Consider the following 18270-nt stretch of genomic DNA (forward strand, 5'->3'; position numbering starts at 1 on the left):
CTCGCGACTGCCCTTTTAAGAAAAAACAATAGCTATCGATCAGCCCTTGGACTCCTCATCACTGGAAGAAACTTCCACTTCTGCGGGCTCCACAGGCTGTTCTGCCGGAACTTCCGCCTCCTGAGCAACAGGAGCAGGTTCGTCTTCAGCTTCGAGCTCAGACACCTCGACCGCCTGCTCATCGGCAGCGGCTTCAGCCTGCACGGGAGCTTCCTCCTCAGCAGCCTGTTCGGCCTTCGGTTCGGCAGCCTTTGCTTCCTTGGACTGAGCGGACGTCTTTCTGGAACCCTGCTTTTTCTTCCTGGAAGAAGCGGGCTTCTCCTTCTGCTGCTGATCCCTGGCAGCATCATTCTTCGGATTCCAGACCGTATTGTCGTTCATCACCAGAATAAAACCCTGCTCCATCAGCCAAATCATATCCGCAACAAAGGGATCATGAGCGGCGGCAGCCTGTTCCTTGGCCTCCGCATCGGCATCTTCACCCGGCACGGCGACGCCTGACAGGGATGCAAGAAGCTTGTCAACCGTCTGTCCGGAATTTTCCTTCACCCAGCTGGCAATAGCCATCATGCGATCGGCCAGCACGGTACCTTCCGGAATGCACTTGGGGCGGCTCGGCCCGGTGTAATGGCCGCCGCTCCACTTGTAAATGGGCATATGATGGCGAGCCATGCCGTGGCAGAGATTCGGAATCAGCATCTGCGGGAATTTGCGCGTCTTATCCGACAGAATCGCCAGATGCGCACCCAGTCCCGGAGCCAGCAGGCGGCGGGGAGTCGCACCGTTTACAAACACCTTATCCACCACTTCATACACTTCGTCGAAATGGAAGTCGCAGAAATCCTTTTCTACGGCCTTTTCGTCCGCAAGCACCGTCTCCGCCGCACCTTCGCGCTTCGGCTTCCAAACGGTCTTCTTCGTCGCCTGTTCCAGCCAGGCCGCCACCACTTCGTCACCTTTCTCAATCACGATGCGGCTGCGGTACTTCTCGAACGGCATATTGGAAAACTTGCTGCGGTGCAAAGCCATTACGGCAGATTGGTAGCCATGCCAGTTCACAGGGCCGATCAACTGGCCGGAAAAACCGCACTTGGCAATCGCCGAAAACACGCCCTTCGGAGCTTCCACCGTCTCATCCACGGCTTCATACAACTCGTCGAACCATGGAGACTGCCACAAATAGGCCACGCTCTCCTCTTTTTCGATCCAGCAGGCGCCGTCGCCCTTCTTGGAATGAATGAGTTCCGGGCCGCCTTCCTGCTTCATGAACACGAGGTCGAACCTCTCCTTGGCACCCATCACCACCTTGGCCATCTCCAGCAGGGAAACGGCACGCTTCTGCTTGTGAACCTCGCTGGAAAACACTGTCAGAACACTATCCACCGGACGCAGTTCGACACGCAAACCGGCAGTCGGTTCCGGGAGTTCGCGCACAGGGCGCATCTCGCGCGGTCCACGGTCGCCTTGCCTGCGGCCTTCGCGATTATCCCTGCCCTCACGGCGTTCCCGGTAATCCCGCTGGTCGCGGCCACGGTTATCACGGTTGAAGGGGCGGCGTTCAGAACGACGTTCTCCACCATCGGCGGATTCGCGGGAAAAACGGCGTTCACGAGCCGCCGGGCGGGCAGGCATTTCGCGTGCAGGGAAAGTTGCACCGGACGCGCCGCCGCGAGCCCATGCCGGACCGAATTGAAAATCGGTCAAAGCGGAGAGATCAAGCGGCACGTTGTTGCCACTCTTTTGAGAATGGTCCTCTTTGGTCATAGATGTACTGGAGTAATTAAACGATAAACAAGAGATTTTGCAATACTTTTACACCGTTACAGACGCTTTTTCATTGAAAATTTGACATTTTCTATCAGAAACACCGCCTTTCAGCCCGCCAATCCTGCAGCTGCCGGGGAAACAGGCACTCCTCGCACAACGACGGCTGGCAAAAATCCTCTTCGATCTGCAACAGGGCCTGATGCTGATAGGCACGCTTCACCAGAACCTCCCCGCCGGAGCGCGATCCGAACAGACGATCCGACATCCGCACCACACGAGCACTGGGCGAGCCGCCCGGAAGGCGCAAATATATTTCCCATGCGACCGGATCCTCGTCATAGGCCAGCACATGGTTCACCAGAAAATCCCGCACGCGATCCTTCCCGACCAGCACAAGCCTGTTCTTCAAGACAGGGGACGGCAGACTCACGCGATAACTCCAGTACGGATGGGTCAACCCGTTCAGATAGGTTTCCAGCCGCCGCGTCTCCCGGGCACGCAGCAACGAAGAAAACTCCTTCCACCCGGCTACCGTCAGGCACAGCGCGGCCAGCCTCCTGTGCGGATGGTTGGCGGGTCTTATTCCGGCGTACGACCACGGCAGCCGCCGCTCTTCCGACAGCTCGAATTCATCGCGCCGCTCCCACCACGATTGCCAGATGCGGCCATGGTAGGCGCGAGTCTCCTCATCGCAGCGATCGGGCAGCACGGGTACAAGAAAACCCGCCGTCCCAAACAACACCGCTTCCTCCTGCCCATGCAACGACGCCAGAGGCGCACGCCCGGCCAGCAACGACATGGCTTCGCGGTTCACCCGGTAGCCCAGCGTCTCCGCCCATGCTTCATACCATGCCTGATGATCGCCGCACAATTCCGCCTTCCTGCGAAAGCGCCTGCGCTTGGCCTGCATGCGGAAGGCTGCCGCCGCCTGCAGCAGGGAAACGACATCCGCATCGGACATCTCCGCCAGAGGCAGGCGGCACAAATCCGCACGCGCGGAAGGCAAAGGAAGCCTCACCCCCGTGGCGGCATGCCATGCCTCGGCAGGCACCACCACCAGAGGAACTTCCTCATGGCGACTATTGCGCGTAAACCAAACGCGACCCGGACGAGCAAACGCCACATGCAGCATCACGCCGTCGAACCGCCCGTTCACTCCATGCCCGTGGCGCTCCCAATCCTCCGGCTGCCTGTCCAGCTCCACATCACCCTGCAGGCGGCGACCGTCCACTTCCATCGTCGCATTCAGAAAATCCGGTCCCGCGCCGCGATTCCAGACGCCGAAATCCAGCATGCGCACCCTGCGCCCATCCTGCATCGTCCATTCCCGCCCCAAAAGACCTGCCTGCCAGCATGCCTGCAGAACGGCCTCTCCGGGCAACTCGCCGGGTAAAGGTTCAGACACACCTTCGCCGAGAACGGACTCCCTCAGACAAGCATAGCTTTCCGCCAGTTCTATCGGAGTCTCCTTCATGGCAACCGGCGGAAAAGGCACAGCCTCTTGTCAGCTCTTGCGCTTGATCTCCTCTTCGAGGCTCTCGCGCACATATTTGAACTGCTCCGCATTCTCCGGGCTGATATCGCTCAGAGTATTATGAGCATCCAGCACATGCTTCGTACGATCCAGATCGGGCATATCCATCGGAATATCCGAACTGTGCAGCTCGGCCCGCAGCTCATCCAGATGGCCGCGCCACGGAGCGGTAGGAGGATCGATCTCCATCAGGGCATCAAGCCCCAGACTTTCCAGCGCCGCTCGGGAACGCTCGCTCGGCGTCGCCACTTGAAGCGACCCGCCCAGCGGCATCAAACGGCGGGCAATGCCGGCCATCGTCCCCATGAAAGTCGAATCCACTCCGGCGCAAATCTCCAGATCCACCACCACGCACCTCCCTCCATCGTCGACATACTGATCGGCAATGGATTTCAGAATAGAACTATTGACGAAACTGCCCCTGTTGGCGCAGCGCACCCACAGAAACCGGTCAAACACATGGTATGTAATGGAGGAATCGGTATTCACCATTGGAAAATCGGCTTGGAAACTCAAGGATAGCATGGCGTGAAGCTACACGTCAAGCGCATTCCTCGTCCGAAGAATGGAAAACGGCAAACGCGTGGCAAACACATCAGGAAAAATCGGGCGTCACGCCGCCGATCCTCTTCATACCGGCTGTAACATCCTTTTGCAGCTTATCCCAGGTACGGCCATCCAGCAGATACTCGTACGCCTTTTCTTCCCCTTCGCCATCCTGAATCGCCTTGACGAACTTCTTGATACGCGCGGCATCGCCCTTTCCGTCCACATGGGCAAAATAATACAGCAGCATCGGGGAAAACCCGTAATACAGCTGCTTTACATTATCGTCGGGATGCATGAACGACTCCTGATAGGCCTTCTTCATGAAGGTTTCCAAAGGCCCCACCTTGGGAGTTTTCCCCAAAAACCGCCCCTTGGCCGGCCCCGGCCGCTTCGGCAGCTCAATACAACGCTCAAGCAGAGCGCTCTTATTCGAGGCGAAACCGAATGTCCCGTTGAATGAAGGAGAACTGCTGATGGAAACATACTCCGCCAGCCCCTCGACAAACCAGCCCGGATACTGGTAGCTGCCGATCGACATCTGGTGGGTAATTTCATGAATCAGCGTACCGTAATCCCTCTTCCCCGCCACCACGTAATTGGCCCCCTTCTTCACGAGAGCGAGGCTATCGAACGGCACGAGAATCCTGCCCATCGCCCCATGCGGGCCGCCACCCTGAAACACCCCGGCAGAAGGAGGAGGCCCGCCCGCCTCAATATACTGCTCCTTCGTCTCGTACAGATAGGCATCGTACTTCTTCTGCCCCTCGCCGTGGTAGCGGCAGGGATTGTTGAACGGAATATCCTGATTGGCGGAATACGTTCCCTCGAACAAACGGCCGACCGACCGAATCACGTCCACCGACAGCTTCGCATTGCTGTGAAACCGGAAATGTGCGGTCTCATACACATACTCCCCATCTTCTTCCGACACCAGCTTGGGGGGAGTCCTCTCATCAGGTGTCGACGAACTGGGCCATTTGGCGGAGAAATTGCTCTTCACATCCAGCGTCGCACCTCGCCTCTGGTTCTCCGCACTCACCTTGGAGGCAGCCTGCACGTAAGCCAAATCCTCGGGACTCAGCTTATCCATACCGAACGTCACGATCTTGCCTCCTTTCAGCTTCAGCGTCACCTGATTGCCGGAAGTACTCACGTACTCGGCCTGAATCTTGGCGCCGTTCGCGCCCGTCCACTCGCGCATATCGGCGAGCGCGGACGACGAAATACTCAAAAGCAGAAACAACCGGAAAAACCTTTTATACATCATGGGAGCAGGATATTGAAATTGAATGGGGAGTCGGACACGGAGAAAAACCCTTCACGAACGGAATCGGAAGAGATGCACGCATCGTACCGTATGAATATGGCACAAACAGCCCATCCATGGCAAGCCTGTTTTACGTGCATGTGTCAAAAGCGTCGCACATTTATGATTGACCTGCATGACCCTTTCGGGCATTCTTCTCGCGGTATGAACACAGTCCTGATAATCGGAGCCGGAGGCGTTGGTCATGTCGTTGCGCACAAGTGCGCCCAGATGAACGCTGCCTACGATGAAATCCATCTCGCATCCCGCACCAAAAGCAAGTGCGACGCCATTGCCGCAGACGTCAAGGCACGAACGGGACGTACCATCACCACGCACGCCATCGATGCGGACGACGTAGCCGCCACCACGGCGCTCCTCAAGGAAATCAAGCCGCAGCTCGTCATCAACGTCGCCCTCCCGTACCAGGATCTCCACCTCATGGATGCCTGCCTCAATGCAGGAATCGACTACCTCGACACAGCCAACTACGAACCCCTCGACGTCGCCAAATTCGAATACTCGTGGCAATGGGAATATCAGGACCGCTTCCGCAATGCCGGACTCATGGCCCTGCTCGGCAGCGGATTCGACCCCGGCGTCACCAACGTCTTCACCGCATGGGCTCTCAAACACCACTTCGACGAAATCCATACGCTCGACATCATCGACGTCAACGGAGGCAACCACGGACAGGCATTCGCCACCAACTTCAACCCGGAAATCAACATCCGCGAAGTCACGGCTGAATGCCGCCATTGGGAAAACGGAGACTTCCGCACCACCGACCCCATGAGCATGCACCGCCCCTTCACCTGCCCGGAAGAAGTCGGCACCTACGAAATCTACCGCATGTACCATGAGGAACTGGAAAGCCTCGTCAAACACATCCCGACCATCAAACGTGCGCAATTCTGGATGTCCTTCTCCCCGAACTACATCAACCATCTTCAGGTACTGCAGAACGTCGGAATGACGCGCATTGATCCCGTCCAGTACAACGGCGTCGAAATCGTACCGCTCCAATTCCTCAAAGCCGTCCTTCCCAACCCCGGCGATCTCGGCAAAACCACACAGGGGCGCACCTGCATCGGCAACGTCATCACCGGCATCAAGGATGGGCAATACAAAGCCATCTACATCTACAACATCTGCGACCACGAGGCATGCTTCGCCGAAGTCGGCTCACAGGCCATCTCCTACACCACCGGAGTACCCGCCGCCATTGGTGGCAGCCTCATGCTCCGGAAAGTATGGGATCAGGATGGAGTCGTCAACATGGAACAGAACGACCCCGACCCCTTCATGGAAGAACTCAACAAATGGGGCCTTCCCTGGCAGTGCATCGAACTGACTCGCGAACAGGCAGAAATGCTTGCCGTCCAATAAAGGCCGGACACCTTCATACTCAGGAACCCCGCTTCGCCGCCGAAGCGGGGTTCTTTTCTTGAACATGAAAATCGCAAAAACACACACAATTCTGCAACCCGATTCAAAAAACGGGGTTATCATACACGGAGAAGCAAGTGCACTGCCAATCCAAACTTCAAACAAACAAAATCAAAAACTTATAAAAATATGATCAAGTACATCGTCATGGCGGCATTCGCCTTCACCTCTCCCATCATGGCTCAGGAAGCTGCAGACACCAAACCTGCCTGCGACCAGACAACCTGCGACAAACCGGACTGCGAAAAGAAAGACGGCAACAAGCAGAAGAAGCGTGACGGCAAACGCCACGGTAAAGGCAAAAGGGGCCAGGGTCAAAAGCAGGGCCAAGGCCAGAGTCAGGGACAAGGACAAAACGGCGGTCAACAGGGCACCTGCACCAAGGATGCTCCTGCCGAAGCCTGACCTCTCCTGACATCCAGTCTCAAAACGCAGAAGCTTCCGGGCTTCTGCGTTTTTTCATCATCGCTGGCCGGACTACTCGCAAAGCGACGCTTCCGAAAAATGGAAAGCACGCGCCACGATCGCCGAAGGGAAGGCATGGATCGTATCATTGTACACACAGACGGCCACATTGTAGGAATGGTGAAGCCGGGCCAGCTGGTGGCGCGATACCCCATACTCTCGCTTCAACCTCGGCAGGTGTTCACCGACCTTCCATTCGGGATGTTGCTCGCATACGGCAAACAGATTCTCCATCACCACGCTCAATTCCTTCTCCTGCCGCACGAAATTCTCCATCTCGCGGGAATTATCCATCAGAGGAGTCTGTTGCAACAAAGCCATGCAGGAATCATTGACCGACATCACCTTCGACATTTCCTGCCCCACCAGAGGAAAATCGGCAACCGCATTACCCAGCAACTCGATCAACATATCGTGCCGATGCTTCACCTCCCTCTCGATTTGCATCCAGAAACGCACCGCATTCTCACGCAACTGCAGCATACGCTGGTATGCCGAAACAAGCCACCCCAGCACGCACAACAACAAGCCGCCAGCAATCAAATAGTTCATTCCATCCCTTTTATACCAGAAAATACTGCACTGTCGAGGAGTTAAAACTAACAGGCATCATCCTCTCGGGTGAAATCTGCGGTGCAACTCGATCAGGCGCTTCTGCTCCACATGCGTATAAACCTGCGTCGTCGCCAGATCCGCATGCCCCAGCAATTCCTGAATCACGCGCAGATCGGCACCGTTCTCCAGAAGATGCGTAGCAAACGAATGCCGCATAATGTGGGGGAACACATGCTCCGCAATACCTGCCTGTTCCGCTCGCTCCTTCAGAATTTGGCGAATCCTCTCGCGCGTCAAACGGCCGCCCCTACGATTCAAAAACACATACGGAGACCTCCTGTCTCCCAACAGCATACCGCGGGCTTTCCGGCGGTAAACAGACAGACACTCCATCGCCGAACTTCCCAAAGGCACGAAACGCGTCTTGCCACCCTTCCCCGTCACGCGAATAAACTTCTCCTGCTCGTCGACCTGCTCATTCCTGAGATTCGTCAGCTCGCTCACACGCAGCCCGCTGCCATACAGCACCTCAAGAATGGCACGATCCCTCGCGCCGAAAGGCTCTTCATCCAAAGGAACGGATTCCAACAGACGCGCCACAAGCCCTTCCGGCAACGTCTCCGGAATCGTCCTGCCCATCCTCACATTATCCAGAAACATCGCCGGATCCTTCCCGATCAACTGCCGGGAAAACAGAAACCGGAAAAAAATCCTCACATGCACACTGGCCACACGTAAAGACGATGGAGCCAACCTCTGCCCCATCTCGCCTAAAAAGGCAGACAGATCTCCCTCTTCCACAGCAGGAATGGCAACTCCGCGCTCCTCCAGAAAACGAAGCAGATGCTCAAGGCTCTGCCTCACGGAAAGCTGGTAGTTGACACTCAGGCCGCGTTCCGCCGCCAGATACAGGACGAACTGCTCTACGAGCGATTGCTGCGCATCAGCCTCCATGGCCACGGAACACGGGAAACACCCTTAATCCTTCTTTGCGCCGGAGGAATTCGCCGCATCGGGCAACGGAGGAGGCGTACCGACATCCGGGGTAACCAGAGGATTCGATTTGGCGGCAGGCTGCAGAAGCGTGGAACCGCCCTGCACACTCTTGCCGGAAAGATCGCTCACCTTGCTGCTCTTGGGCTGCAAAGTCTGCTGCGTCGAAGCAGGAGCGCCGGGAAGCCTTGTTTCCAAGGGCTTGTTGGCCGCCGGCACAAAATTGACATCCCCCGTCGAACCATCCAACAGATTCGCCGTCGTAAAATCGCCGCCGATGGCAGGCAGATTTCCCACAAACGTACTGTCATCGAACAGGCTCGGCTGGCCGTCCGGCCCGATCATCGGCACCAGCGCCTTGGGATTAACCAAATCGCTCCCGTTAATGAACCCGACCTTGCCGTCGGGCAGTTCGACTCTCACAAAACTGCCGTCATTGGCCAGCACCTTCACCTTCTCCGCCTTCTCCATAAAACCGGCCGCAGACGGATAAAGCTCGGGATTCTTCTCGAACATGGTCACCATGCCCTTCGCCACGGATACCTCCGAACCTACCTCGAACGATCCCTGGGAGGCACGATCCCGTGCTTCGCGCTTGTGGTGGGCCATGCCTACCGGATCCAGAGGGGAATCCGGACGATTGTATACAGGCTCATAGGGATTGTTCTGGAACCATGAACATGACGCCAGGCAAAGCACTGGCAGCATAAACAGAATCTCACGCTTCATACAACACACACATAACACAAACCACACATTCCGAAAAGCAGAATATGCGCCCGCTGTCAGGAATTCATCAAATATTGACGATTGACAAAGAAAACAGCCCCCATGATGCACAAAAAGGCCCACAGGTAATCCCACCGCCACTGCTCACCGAGATACAGCAGGGCGAAAGGAACAAACACCGAAAGCGTAATCACTTCCTGAATAATCTTCAGCTGCGCGACGGAAAGGCCGGATTCCGCTCCGATGCGATTGGCGGGAATCATGAAGCAATACTCGAAAAACGCCACTCCCCAGCTCAGAAGAATAATCCAGAACAGGGGCTTCGCATCTCCGGAACCCTTCTTCAAATGGCCGTACCACGCAAACGTCATGAACATATTGCTCATAACCAGCAGACCGATCGTCAGCAACACCTTCATGGCGAATCACAGCAAAAAAAACACGAATACCGCGGATTTCATTCACCCTTCACCGGATAAGTGAAATGGGAAAGCAGCTGGTGCGCGGCCGACACGGGATCAAGCTTGCCGCAAGCGACCTTGTTCTCCAAATCCGGCAAATGGCTGGCTACATCGGGATGCTGCGCAAAGGCATGCAGCAACGCCTCGTGTACGAGAGCCTGCACCCAGTCGAGCGACTGGCGGCGGCGGCGTTCGTACCACTGGCCGTTCTTCTGCTGCTTCGTTCGGAAATCCATCAGCATGTGTTCGATCGCATCAAGGCCCCGCCCTTCCAGCGAAGAGCATGTCAGCACCTCGGGAGTCCAACCCGGCGTGGGCGACTGCAAATAATGCAGCACCATCTTGAGCTCCTGCTGGTGGGCAAGGGCTCGCTGGTGGTTGTCGCCGTCGTCCTTCGTCACGATCAACAGATCGGCCAGCTCCATAATGCCGCGCTTGATCCCCTGCAAATCGTCCCCTGCCCCCGTAATCAGAAGCAGGAAGAAAATATCCACCATCGAACGCACCGTCGTCTCGGACTGCCCGACGCCTACGGTCTCCACCAGAATCACATCGTACCCGGCCGCCTCGCAGGCGATCATCGTCTCGCGGGACTTGCGGGCCACGCCGCCGAGAGTTCCGGCGGAAGGCGAAGGGCGAATAAACGCATTCTCATGGCCGGAAAGCACCTCCATGCGGGTCTTGTCGCCCATTACGGATCCCTTCGACAACGAAGAAGAAGGATCGATCGCCAGCACGGCCACCTTGAGCCCCCGTTCGCAAAGATAACAACCGAATGCCTCGATAAACGTCGACTTCCCGGCTCCCGGCACACCGGTAATCCCAATGCGAATCGCCTTGCCCGAATGCGGAAGCAGACGCGAGATCAACTCGCGCGCAGGCTCCTGATCGCGCTTGGCATTGCTCTCAATCAGCGTAATGGCACGGCCGAGCATGGCCGGATTGCCATCCAGCACCCCGCGCGACAAGGCCTCGGGATCGAAACGCGACTTGGAACCGGGCAAACTCATGGCTACGATACTCAGTCTTGGGAATTCTTATTGGAAGCTCCGGAAAGCATCTCGCGGTTATCCTGCTGCCAGCCGCCGCCGAGCGCCGTGTACAGCGTCGGAAGGGTCGAAGCATACTGGTAGCGGTACTGGCTCAGCGCCGTCAGCGCGGGGAACAGATTCTGCTGCGCCGTCAGCACCTCATAATAGCTCGAAAGACCGTTCGTATAGCGGTCCATGGACGATTCCACCGCCGTGCGGTAGGCAGCTACGGCCTTCTCCTGCTCGACGATAATTTCGTTCAGCTTGGCACGCTGGATCAGCGTCGTAGATACATCGGCCAAAGCCGAAAGCACGGACTGCTCGTACGCATTCTTGGCCGCAAGGAAATTATTGCGGGCAACCAGCTCATTCGCACGCAACGTACCTGCCTGGAACAGCGGTCCGGACAAATCCGCGCCCACGCCCCATGCAGACTTGTGCTTCGTCGCACGAGCCAGATCGGACGACACGAGGCCGCCTCCGCCCGTCAAAGAAATGGAAGGAAAATAATTGGTAATTGCCACGCCGATCTCGGCATTCGCCGAACGCAGCTCGAACTCCTTCTGACGCACATCGGGACGATTGGCCAGAATCTGGGCAGGAAGCCCGGCAGGCACGCGAGCCGCACCGGCCACGGATTGCAGAGAACCGCTACGCCGGATCGAACCCGGGGTGCGGCCGGCCAAAACGCTCAGCGTATTCTCCAGCGCGGCAATCTCGGCTTCCAACGCAGGCACCTGCGCCTTGCTGGCTGCCAGAGCCGCCTCGGCGGACGCCACCTGGAGCTTATCGCCGATACCGCCGTCAAGCTGAGCCTGGAAAAGATTCAAGGACTTCGTGTAAGAAGTCACAGCCTCACGCGTGATTTCCAGCTCCTGATCCAATTGCAGCAACTGGAGATAACCGTCCGCCACCTGCCGCAGCAGGGAAAGCATCAGGGCGCGCTGGCCTTCCTCGGAAGCGAGGTACTGGGCCACGGCGGACTCCGTCGCACGGCGGGTCTTGCCCCACAAATCGATTTCCCAGGAAACGGCGCCCTTCATCATGCCCGGAGCCGTCGTCACACCATTCATCTGGGTCATGTTGCCCATGGCGTAGTTCGAACCCTTGGACACGCCGCCGCCGTAGGAAACCCACGGGAACAGCGGAGCGCGCGCGATCGTCACATACTGGCGAGCGCTATCCACATTCGCCATCATGGACTTCAAATCGCGGTTATTGGCATACGTATCGCGCAGCAAGCTCTGCAGCTCATTGTTGCGCAGAACCTTCCACCAGGGAAGATCGGCCACGGACTCGGAAGACGAATTGCCGCCCCGGAATTCGGCGGGAACGGCCATATCGTTCTTCTTGTAATCGGGACCGAACTTGCAGGAAGACAGAGCCAGTGCAGCGATTGCCAACGCTGCACTTCTCCACACAAGGCTGCCGTGAGATTTCATATATTGGGTTTTATTCATAAATGTCGATCATTTGTCTGGATGAACAGGACACCTCCTGCCCGCCCGGACTATCATCTACCGTCAGGCGGGCAATCAATGTCCCTATTCTTATCAATCCATGGTTGAGAGGAAAAGATGTTATTTTTCTGCATTGCCCGGTTCGGCGGGAACCGCTTCACTTGCCGGAGGTTCGGGAAGGCCAGCGTCTTCCGCAGCCAGCACCTTGTAGGCATATTCTTCATCGGGGTCGGGGCCCACGTGGTGCTTCTTGATCTTCACGCGGAACAGCCTCACGACAAAGACAAAGCTGCAGGGAATCAGGAAACAGCCGACAATCGTCGAGAACAGCATGCCGACAACCACCACGATACCGATGGCGAAACGGGCCGATGCGCCCGGCCCCGTCGCCAGCACCAGCGGCAAACAACCGAGAATGAAGGCGAAGGACGTCATCAGAATCGGGCGCAAGCGCAGCTTGGCCGCGGAAAGCGTCGCTTCGAACAGAGGCTTGCCTCGCTCCATTTCCAGCACGGCGAACTCGACAATCAGAATCGCGTTCTTCGCCGCAAGTCCGATCAGCATCACCAGACCGATCTGGGCATACAGATTCAGTTCCACATGTGCAGCAGCCAAGCCGACAAACGCACCCAGCACCGCGATCGGCACCGTAAGGAACACGCTCAGCGGCAAGGCCCATTTTTCATACAGGGCAGCCAGAATCAGGAAGGCAAACAGGCCGGACATGGCAAAGATAGCACCGAGGCCAAGCCCCTTCTGCGCCTTTTCTTCCTGATAGCTCATCTGGCTGTATTCATAGCCCATATCGGGCGACATTGTCTCGGCAAACACCCTTTCCAGCTCCTTCATCGTCTCTGACGATGAGAAACCGGACTTCACCTCGATATTGAGCTGCGCCGCATTGTACAGATTTTGATGCATCACGAACTCGGCATCGAAAATATCTTCAACCCGCACCAAGGCAGACAGAGGGAAGTTCTCTCCCTTCGCATTGCGAACGTAGAAATTCTTCAGCATATCCACATTGGTACGGTTTTCACCGGCGCCCTGAATATACACCTGCCACTGTTGACCGTACAACGTCACATAATTGATGAAAAGCGAACCGTAGTAGGCCTGCAAAAGCTTGTAGGCATCCTCCAGCTTCACCCCTTGGGCAAAACACTTCTTCTCATCCAGCACGAACCGCTTCTGCGGCACGGCATTCATCATCTGAAGAGGGCTATTCACATTAGCCACGGCGGGAAGCTTTTGAACCTCGGCGACAAACTTGTTCAGTTGCTGGCTCAAATAAGGCACACCGCGCCCTTCTCTGTCTTCCAGAATGAAGGTAATGCCACTGGATGTACCCACCCCGTCAATCGCAGGCGGAGTTGACACGAACACAATGGCATCGATCCCCCGTTTGGAATTATTCAATTGCTTCTCGAAAAGCTCTTTCAGCGCGACCGCACCCTGATCCCGATTGGGACGTTCATCCCAGTCCTTCAATGTCACAAAGAAGAAACCGCTGTTCGATGTCTGGATATTCGCCATCACGTTGATCCCGATCACCGAACATACAGCCTTCACATTTTCGTTGCTTTGGACAATCTTTTCGACCTCTTTCACCTGTTCCAGCGTACGCTGCATGGAAGCGGACGAAGGCAGCGTCATGCCGATCATCAAAAAGCCCTTATCTTCCGTCGGCAGGAAACCGCCGGGCACCTGCTTGGCCACAGGAATGATCAGAAGCGAGATCAAGGCCAGAAGCGGAATACTGATCAGCAGCTTACGTGACAGGAAACCGCACGTACGGGCATAACCGTGCGCCGTCGCATCATACCCCTTGTTGAACCAGCGATAGAACTTGCGGAGCGGCGAATGGCCTTCCAGCGATTTCGGGCGAAGCAGAATCGCACTCAAGGCAGGCGATAGTGTCAAGGCATTGAATGCCGAAATCAGCATCGAAATGGCGATCGTCACCGCGAACTGCTGGAACAGAGTCCCCGTAATACCCGGCAACAAAAGAGATGGCAGGAACACGGCAGCCAGCACGAGCGCAATAGCCACCACGGGACCGGACACTTCCTTCATGGCGGCAAACGAAGCCTGGCGCGGCGTCATGCCGCGCTCCATATGGGATTCTACGGCTTCCACCACCACGATGGCATCGTCCACCACAAGGCCGATCGCCAGCACCATACCCATCAAACACACCGTATTCAGCGTGAATCCGAGCATCGGGAAGAAACAGAACGTCGTCACGATGGACACCGGCACGGCAATCGCCGGAATCAGCGTCGCGCGCCAGCCCTGCAGGAAAACAAACACCACGATCACCACCAACACAAGAGCTTCGATCAGCGTCTTCTGAATTTCTTCGATCGAGGAACGAACCGAAAGGGTCGTATCAAGAGCCACAAGACCTTGCAAACCGGGAGGGAAACTCTTCTCATACTTCGCCAGACAATCCTTTACCGCGTCCACCGTCTCAATAGCGTTGGAACCGGGAGCCTGATACACGGCAATCACACCGGCTGGCTCGGCATTATAACGTCCCATCAAGGCGTACGTCTGTGCGCCGAGTTCTATCTTGGCGATATCCTTCAGGTAAACGAACTTCGTTCCGTCCGCCTTGATAATGATATTCTCGAACTCCGTCTCCGTCTTCAGGCGCCCTTTCGTACGCACCGTATAGGTAAATTCCTGCCCTGCAGGAGCCGGTTCAGAGCCGATCTGACCACCGGGATTCACCGTATTCTGCGTACGGATGGCATTCTGCACGTCGGAAACCGAAATTCCTCGTTGCGCCATCGTCACCGTATCCAGCCAGATACGCATCGCGTAACGTCCGGCGCCGAACACCTGCACGTCGCCCACACCGGGTACGCGCTTCACCGGATCCACCAGCGACACATACGCATAATTCGCCAGATACACTGCATCGAACGTATTGTCGGGAGACGTCAGCGAATACAGCAGCAAAGGCACCCCGGTGGACTTCTTGATCGTAATGCCCATCTGAGCCACTTCCGTGGGCAGCTGCGTCGTCGCCTGCGCATAGCGCATGTACGTCTGCACCTGATCCATGTCCGGATTCGTGCCCGTCTCGAACACCACGTTCATGGAGCATGTACCGTTACTTGAGTTCACGGACGTCATGTAATCCATGCCCGTCAGACCGGAAAGCTGGGACTCAATCGGCGTTGCCACCGAGTCGGCCACCGTCTGGGCATCGGCGCCGGGATAGGTCGCCGACAGAGTAATCGTGGGAGGCGCAATATCCGGATACTCGGAAATCGGCAACCGGAGCAACGAAATCACGCCCAGCAGAGATGTAACGATCGCGATCACCATCGCGATAAGCGGATGCTTGATGAAATAGGAAGACATAAGAAAACAAGTTAAACATGCGGACGACAAACCGGAAGGTCGCCCTCAGTCGATTGATGGCAGCTTATTTGGAAGGAGCTGATTTCTCACCGGCAGCCGGAGCATGCATCGCAGCATCCTTGGCGGCTCCGTCGGCCGTTTCCGACACCTTCGAACTCTTCGACTCGATCGTCGGCTGAGGTGGTGAATACACGAACGGTTCAGGCCGGACGGGCTTATGCATTCCGGCAGCCTGCATGGCCGCCGTCGATCCCTGCACGACAACCTGAGTACCGGCGGGAAGCATCTTGTCCGGAGGCAGAAGGAGCGTAATCACCTGCATCGGCTGCACGCGTTCCTTGCCGTTTTCTTCCTTCACTTTCACATCCGTCACGGGACCAAGTTTGACCGGAACCATCGAAGGTACGTTATCCTTCCCGAGTACGATCACGAAATTGGCGCTTTGCACGCTCACAATGGCGCGCTCAGGCACAAGGGCTGCATTTTCGATCGTCTCCGTCACGGCACGTACGCGCACGGACATGCCGGGACGCAGTACGAAATCGGGATTCGGCACCTGGCCGACCACGCTGATCTGCCCCGTGCCCATATCGACTGCGCGGTCGAGAGCCACCACATGTCCATCCTCTCCGTACGTCCTGCCGTCGGGAAGAATCAGCTGGAATTTGGGAATCAGATCCAGATTGCGCTCACCCTTCTTGAACTTGCCCAGCGTCTCAAGCACCGTCTTGTCACTCACGGCGAAATCGACACGGATCGGATTGATCGACGACACCGTCACCAAAGGATTTTGATTGGCAGGAGACAGCAAATCCCCCACGGAAGGAGCCGCCACACCGGCAATCCCGGAAATCGGAGCCTTGATCGTCGCATACTCGAGATTGATGCGGGCGGTTTCGATCTGGGCTTCTGCCATCTGGATCTGGGCTTCGGCCTGCAATACCTGCGCTTCGCTCTCCTTCAACGCCTGCTGGGCGTCCGTCAAATTCTTCTCGGACACGGAACCGCTCGCAACCAGCTTGGCGTAACGTTCCACATCCTGCTTGTTCTTGCCTTGGGCGGCCAGAGCCTGCGCTTTGGCGGCCTTGGCCTGAGCCAGCGTTGCCTTGGCTTGATCGAGAGTCGCCTGGAAAAGAGACTTGTCGATCTCGAACAAAGGCGCACCCTTCTCCACGAGGGAACCGTCCTTATAGCTCTTCTCCACCAGCACCCCCGTCACCTGCGGCTTCACGGCGGCATCTTCCACACCACGGAGATACCCGTACCATTCCTCGGACACATTGACGTTCTCGTGAATGATCGGAGTTACCTGCACCGGGGCGGCCGGCATCTCGCCGTGCTGCTTGGCGGAAGCCTGATCCTTGCAGGAAGACAGCAGAGAACCGGAAACGGCAACCGTCATACCGAGGGCAATAAGGGAAAATAAGCGATGAGTCGTCATAATGGGAAAATGAAATCAGGAACTTCTCGCACGGTTGAACAACAATACGGGAAGGCGCGTTATTTTCACCTTTTCACGAAAACAGGTCAAGCCCTAATTCCACGTCAGCACGTCATGCAACATGCAATAAATTACTTGATAACAAACTTAAAATAAATCGATAAAAATAGTTAAAAAATGATAAAAATTAAATAGATAAACAGTCAAAACAACGATAACCAATCATCTTCACCACAGCTCCGGCACACATTACACCAAAAAACAATACTTGCGGCAAAAATACCGGGAAGGAGCCTCACCTTCAACGGCCGGACACAACAGGCAGCATCTCCGTTCCCTCCGAATCGGGAATCACATCCGGAGCAGGCACGCTGTCCGACGGAATGGAACCGCCCGCTCCGCCCTCCGTCTCGGACTGCCAGGCGGGCACATCCGTACGCACGGCAGGCGTCACAGCCTCCGGCGTAGAAATCGGAGCAGCTTCTGCACCGGGATCGCCCTCCGTTGCAGCCCCGGACGCGGCGGGAGCCTTCGGTTCCTCGATCTTCGGTTCGGAAAGCGGCCGGTAGGCATACACATAATCGCCTACCATCACCGTACCGCTCCTGATATCGGCCGGAATACGCAATGGATCCAGCCTCTCCTCGGACACCACCAAATTGCCTGCACGCACCTTGAACCCTTCCGGCGCATGCGAAATCAGCGTCGTTCCCGGATCCGGCATGGGAGAAATCACACGAATCAGGGCAAAATGCTTATCCGGGTACACCATATCGACCGTACCCACATACATGGGAGGAGGCGGAACATCCTTCGTCCGCATCGAAGCCGAAGGAGTCCCCACCTGCGAACAGGAAGCGGCCATTCCGGCACACACGAGAAGGCAGCATTTCTTCACATGCCAGTTATACCAAAACCTCCCCCGGATTGTCAACGGAAGGCTGCGTTAACCGGAAAACGCCGCATGGCAACAAAAAAAACGGGGGCAGTCAATTTCCTGGTTGACAGCAACAGGAAAATCATGCAATATACGCCCGCACGCACCCCACGGAGTGGTGGCTGAGCGGCTGAAAGCACTCCTTTGCTAAAGGAACGTACGGCTTTAAACTGTACCGAGGGTTCGAATCCCTCCCACTCCGCCACCTTTTATATGCA

Annotated in this window: 15 protein-coding genes and 1 tRNA gene; 3 read left to right on the plus strand and 13 right to left on the minus strand. The window is 56.5% G+C overall.

Annotated elements, in window-relative coordinates:
• Positions 1 to 39 precede the first annotated feature (39 nt).
• From AC781_RS07075 to AC781_RS07090, 4 genes are all read right to left on the minus strand, one after another.
• A complete protein-coding gene (locus tag AC781_RS07075; protein WP_067775713.1) occupies positions 40 to 1764 on the minus strand; it encodes a hypothetical protein in 1725 nt (574 codons plus the stop codon).
• A 94-nt stretch (positions 1765 to 1858) separates the two neighbouring features.
• Positions 1859 to 3241, minus strand: a complete 1383-nt coding sequence (locus AC781_RS07080) for a DUF2851 family protein (protein ID WP_067775716.1) — start codon at positions 3239 to 3241, stop codon at positions 1859 to 1861.
• Positions 3242 to 3271: 30 nt separating this feature from the next.
• Complete coding sequence (locus AC781_RS07085) at positions 3272 to 3793, minus strand: STAS domain-containing protein (RefSeq protein ID WP_067775719.1); 522 nt, start codon at positions 3791 to 3793, stop codon at positions 3272 to 3274.
• A gap of 103 nt (positions 3794 to 3896) precedes the next feature.
• Entirely contained in the window at positions 3897 to 5117 is a 1221-nt protein-coding gene (locus tag AC781_RS07090; protein ID WP_067775722.1) for an SHD1 domain-containing protein, read from the minus strand.
• A gap of 204 nt (positions 5118 to 5321) precedes the next feature.
• Between AC781_RS07090 and AC781_RS07095 the strand changes: the two genes are divergently transcribed.
• Together AC781_RS07095 and AC781_RS07100 are read left to right on the plus strand one after the other, a co-directional pair.
• Positions 5322 to 6545, plus strand: coding sequence for a saccharopine dehydrogenase family protein (locus tag AC781_RS07095; protein WP_067775725.1), 1224 nt, complete (start codon positions 5322 to 5324; stop codon positions 6543 to 6545).
• Positions 6546 to 6734: 189 nt separating this feature from the next.
• Positions 6735 to 7010 (plus strand): hypothetical protein, encoded by a 276-nt coding sequence (locus AC781_RS07100; RefSeq protein ID WP_067775728.1) that lies wholly within the window; start codon positions 6735 to 6737, stop codon positions 7008 to 7010.
• A 72-nt stretch (positions 7011 to 7082) separates the two neighbouring features.
• Here AC781_RS07100 and AC781_RS07105 read toward each other — a convergent pair whose 3' ends face one another.
• From AC781_RS07105 to AC781_RS07145, 9 genes are all read right to left on the minus strand, one after another.
• On the minus strand, positions 7083 to 7622 hold the full coding sequence (locus tag AC781_RS07105; RefSeq protein ID WP_067775731.1) for a LemA family protein: 540 nt from the start codon (positions 7620 to 7622) through the stop codon (positions 7083 to 7085).
• A 57-nt stretch (positions 7623 to 7679) separates the two neighbouring features.
• Complete coding sequence (locus tag AC781_RS07110; protein WP_067775735.1) at positions 7680 to 8579, minus strand: tyrosine recombinase; 900 nt, start codon at positions 8577 to 8579, stop codon at positions 7680 to 7682.
• A gap of 24 nt (positions 8580 to 8603) precedes the next feature.
• Positions 8604 to 9326, minus strand: coding sequence for an SH3 domain-containing protein (locus AC781_RS07115; RefSeq protein WP_141675808.1), 723 nt, complete (start codon positions 9324 to 9326; stop codon positions 8604 to 8606).
• 77 nt (positions 9327 to 9403) lie between these two features.
• Positions 9404 to 9766 (minus strand): DMT family protein, encoded by a 363-nt coding sequence (locus AC781_RS07120; RefSeq protein WP_067775741.1) that lies wholly within the window; start codon positions 9764 to 9766, stop codon positions 9404 to 9406.
• A gap of 38 nt (positions 9767 to 9804) precedes the next feature.
• Positions 9805 to 10818, minus strand: a complete 1014-nt coding sequence (gene meaB / locus AC781_RS07125; protein ID WP_067775744.1) for a methylmalonyl Co-A mutase-associated GTPase MeaB — start codon at positions 10816 to 10818, stop codon at positions 9805 to 9807.
• Positions 10819 to 10829: 11 nt separating this feature from the next.
• Positions 10830 to 12299, minus strand: coding sequence for an efflux transporter outer membrane subunit (locus tag AC781_RS07130; RefSeq protein ID WP_083076706.1), 1470 nt, complete (start codon positions 12297 to 12299; stop codon positions 10830 to 10832).
• Positions 12300 to 12419: 120 nt separating this feature from the next.
• Complete coding sequence (locus AC781_RS07135; RefSeq protein WP_067775747.1) at positions 12420 to 15674, minus strand: efflux RND transporter permease subunit; 3255 nt, start codon at positions 15672 to 15674, stop codon at positions 12420 to 12422.
• 64 nt (positions 15675 to 15738) lie between these two features.
• Complete coding sequence (locus AC781_RS07140; RefSeq protein WP_083076721.1) at positions 15739 to 17115, minus strand: efflux RND transporter periplasmic adaptor subunit; 1377 nt, start codon at positions 17113 to 17115, stop codon at positions 15739 to 15741.
• A 301-nt stretch (positions 17116 to 17416) separates the two neighbouring features.
• The gene (locus tag AC781_RS07145; protein WP_141675809.1) at positions 17417 to 18013 is read right to left on the minus strand and encodes a hypothetical protein; all 597 of its coding nucleotides are present in this window, start codon (positions 18011 to 18013) and stop codon (positions 17417 to 17419) included.
• 151 nt (positions 18014 to 18164) lie between these two features.
• On the opposite strand from AC781_RS07145, the gene AC781_RS07150 reads away from it, so the two are divergent.
• Positions 18165 to 18257 (plus strand) — tRNA-Ser (locus tag AC781_RS07150).
• Positions 18258 to 18270: the final 13 nt, after the last annotated feature.

The sequence above is a fragment of the Neoakkermansia glycaniphila genome (assembly GCF_001683795.1).
In the GTDB taxonomy this organism is placed as follows: Bacteria; Verrucomicrobiota; Verrucomicrobiia; order Verrucomicrobiales; family Akkermansiaceae; genus Akkermansia; species Akkermansia glycaniphila.

Coding starts and splice junctions, on each gene's coding strand:
- AC781_RS07075 (WP_067775713.1), bottom strand. CDS start 1,764: ATGACCAAAGAGGACCATTCTCAAAAGAGTGGCAACAACGTGCCGCTT.
- AC781_RS07080 (WP_067775716.1), bottom strand. CDS start 3,241: ATGAAGGAGACTCCGATAGAACTGGCGGAAAGCTATGCTTGTCTGAGG.
- AC781_RS07085 (WP_067775719.1), bottom strand. CDS start 3,793: ATGGTGAATACCGATTCCTCCATTACATACCATGTGTTTGACCGGTTT.
- AC781_RS07090 (WP_067775722.1), bottom strand. CDS start 5,117: ATGATGTATAAAAGGTTTTTCCGGTTGTTTCTGCTTTTGAGTATTTCG.
- AC781_RS07095 (WP_067775725.1), top strand. CDS start 5,322: ATGAACACAGTCCTGATAATCGGAGCCGGAGGCGTTGGTCATGTCGTT.
- AC781_RS07100 (WP_067775728.1), top strand. CDS start 6,735: ATGATCAAGTACATCGTCATGGCGGCATTCGCCTTCACCTCTCCCATC.
- AC781_RS07105 (WP_067775731.1), bottom strand. CDS start 7,622: ATGAACTATTTGATTGCTGGCGGCTTGTTGTTGTGCGTGCTGGGGTGG.
- AC781_RS07110 (WP_067775735.1), bottom strand. CDS start 8,579: ATGGAGGCTGATGCGCAGCAATCGCTCGTAGAGCAGTTCGTCCTGTAT.
- AC781_RS07115 (WP_141675808.1), bottom strand. CDS start 9,326: ATGCTGCCAGTGCTTTGCCTGGCGTCATGTTCATGGTTCCAGAACAAT.
- AC781_RS07120 (WP_067775741.1), bottom strand. CDS start 9,766: ATGAAGGTGTTGCTGACGATCGGTCTGCTGGTTATGAGCAATATGTTC.
- meaB (WP_067775744.1), bottom strand. CDS start 10,818: ATGAGTTTGCCCGGTTCCAAGTCGCGTTTCGATCCCGAGGCCTTGTCG.
- AC781_RS07130 (WP_083076706.1), bottom strand. CDS start 12,299: ATGAATAAAACCCAATATATGAAATCTCACGGCAGCCTTGTGTGGAGA.
- AC781_RS07135 (WP_067775747.1), bottom strand. CDS start 15,674: ATGTCTTCCTATTTCATCAAGCATCCGCTTATCGCGATGGTGATCGCG.
- AC781_RS07140 (WP_083076721.1), bottom strand. CDS start 17,115: ATGACGACTCATCGCTTATTTTCCCTTATTGCCCTCGGTATGACGGTT.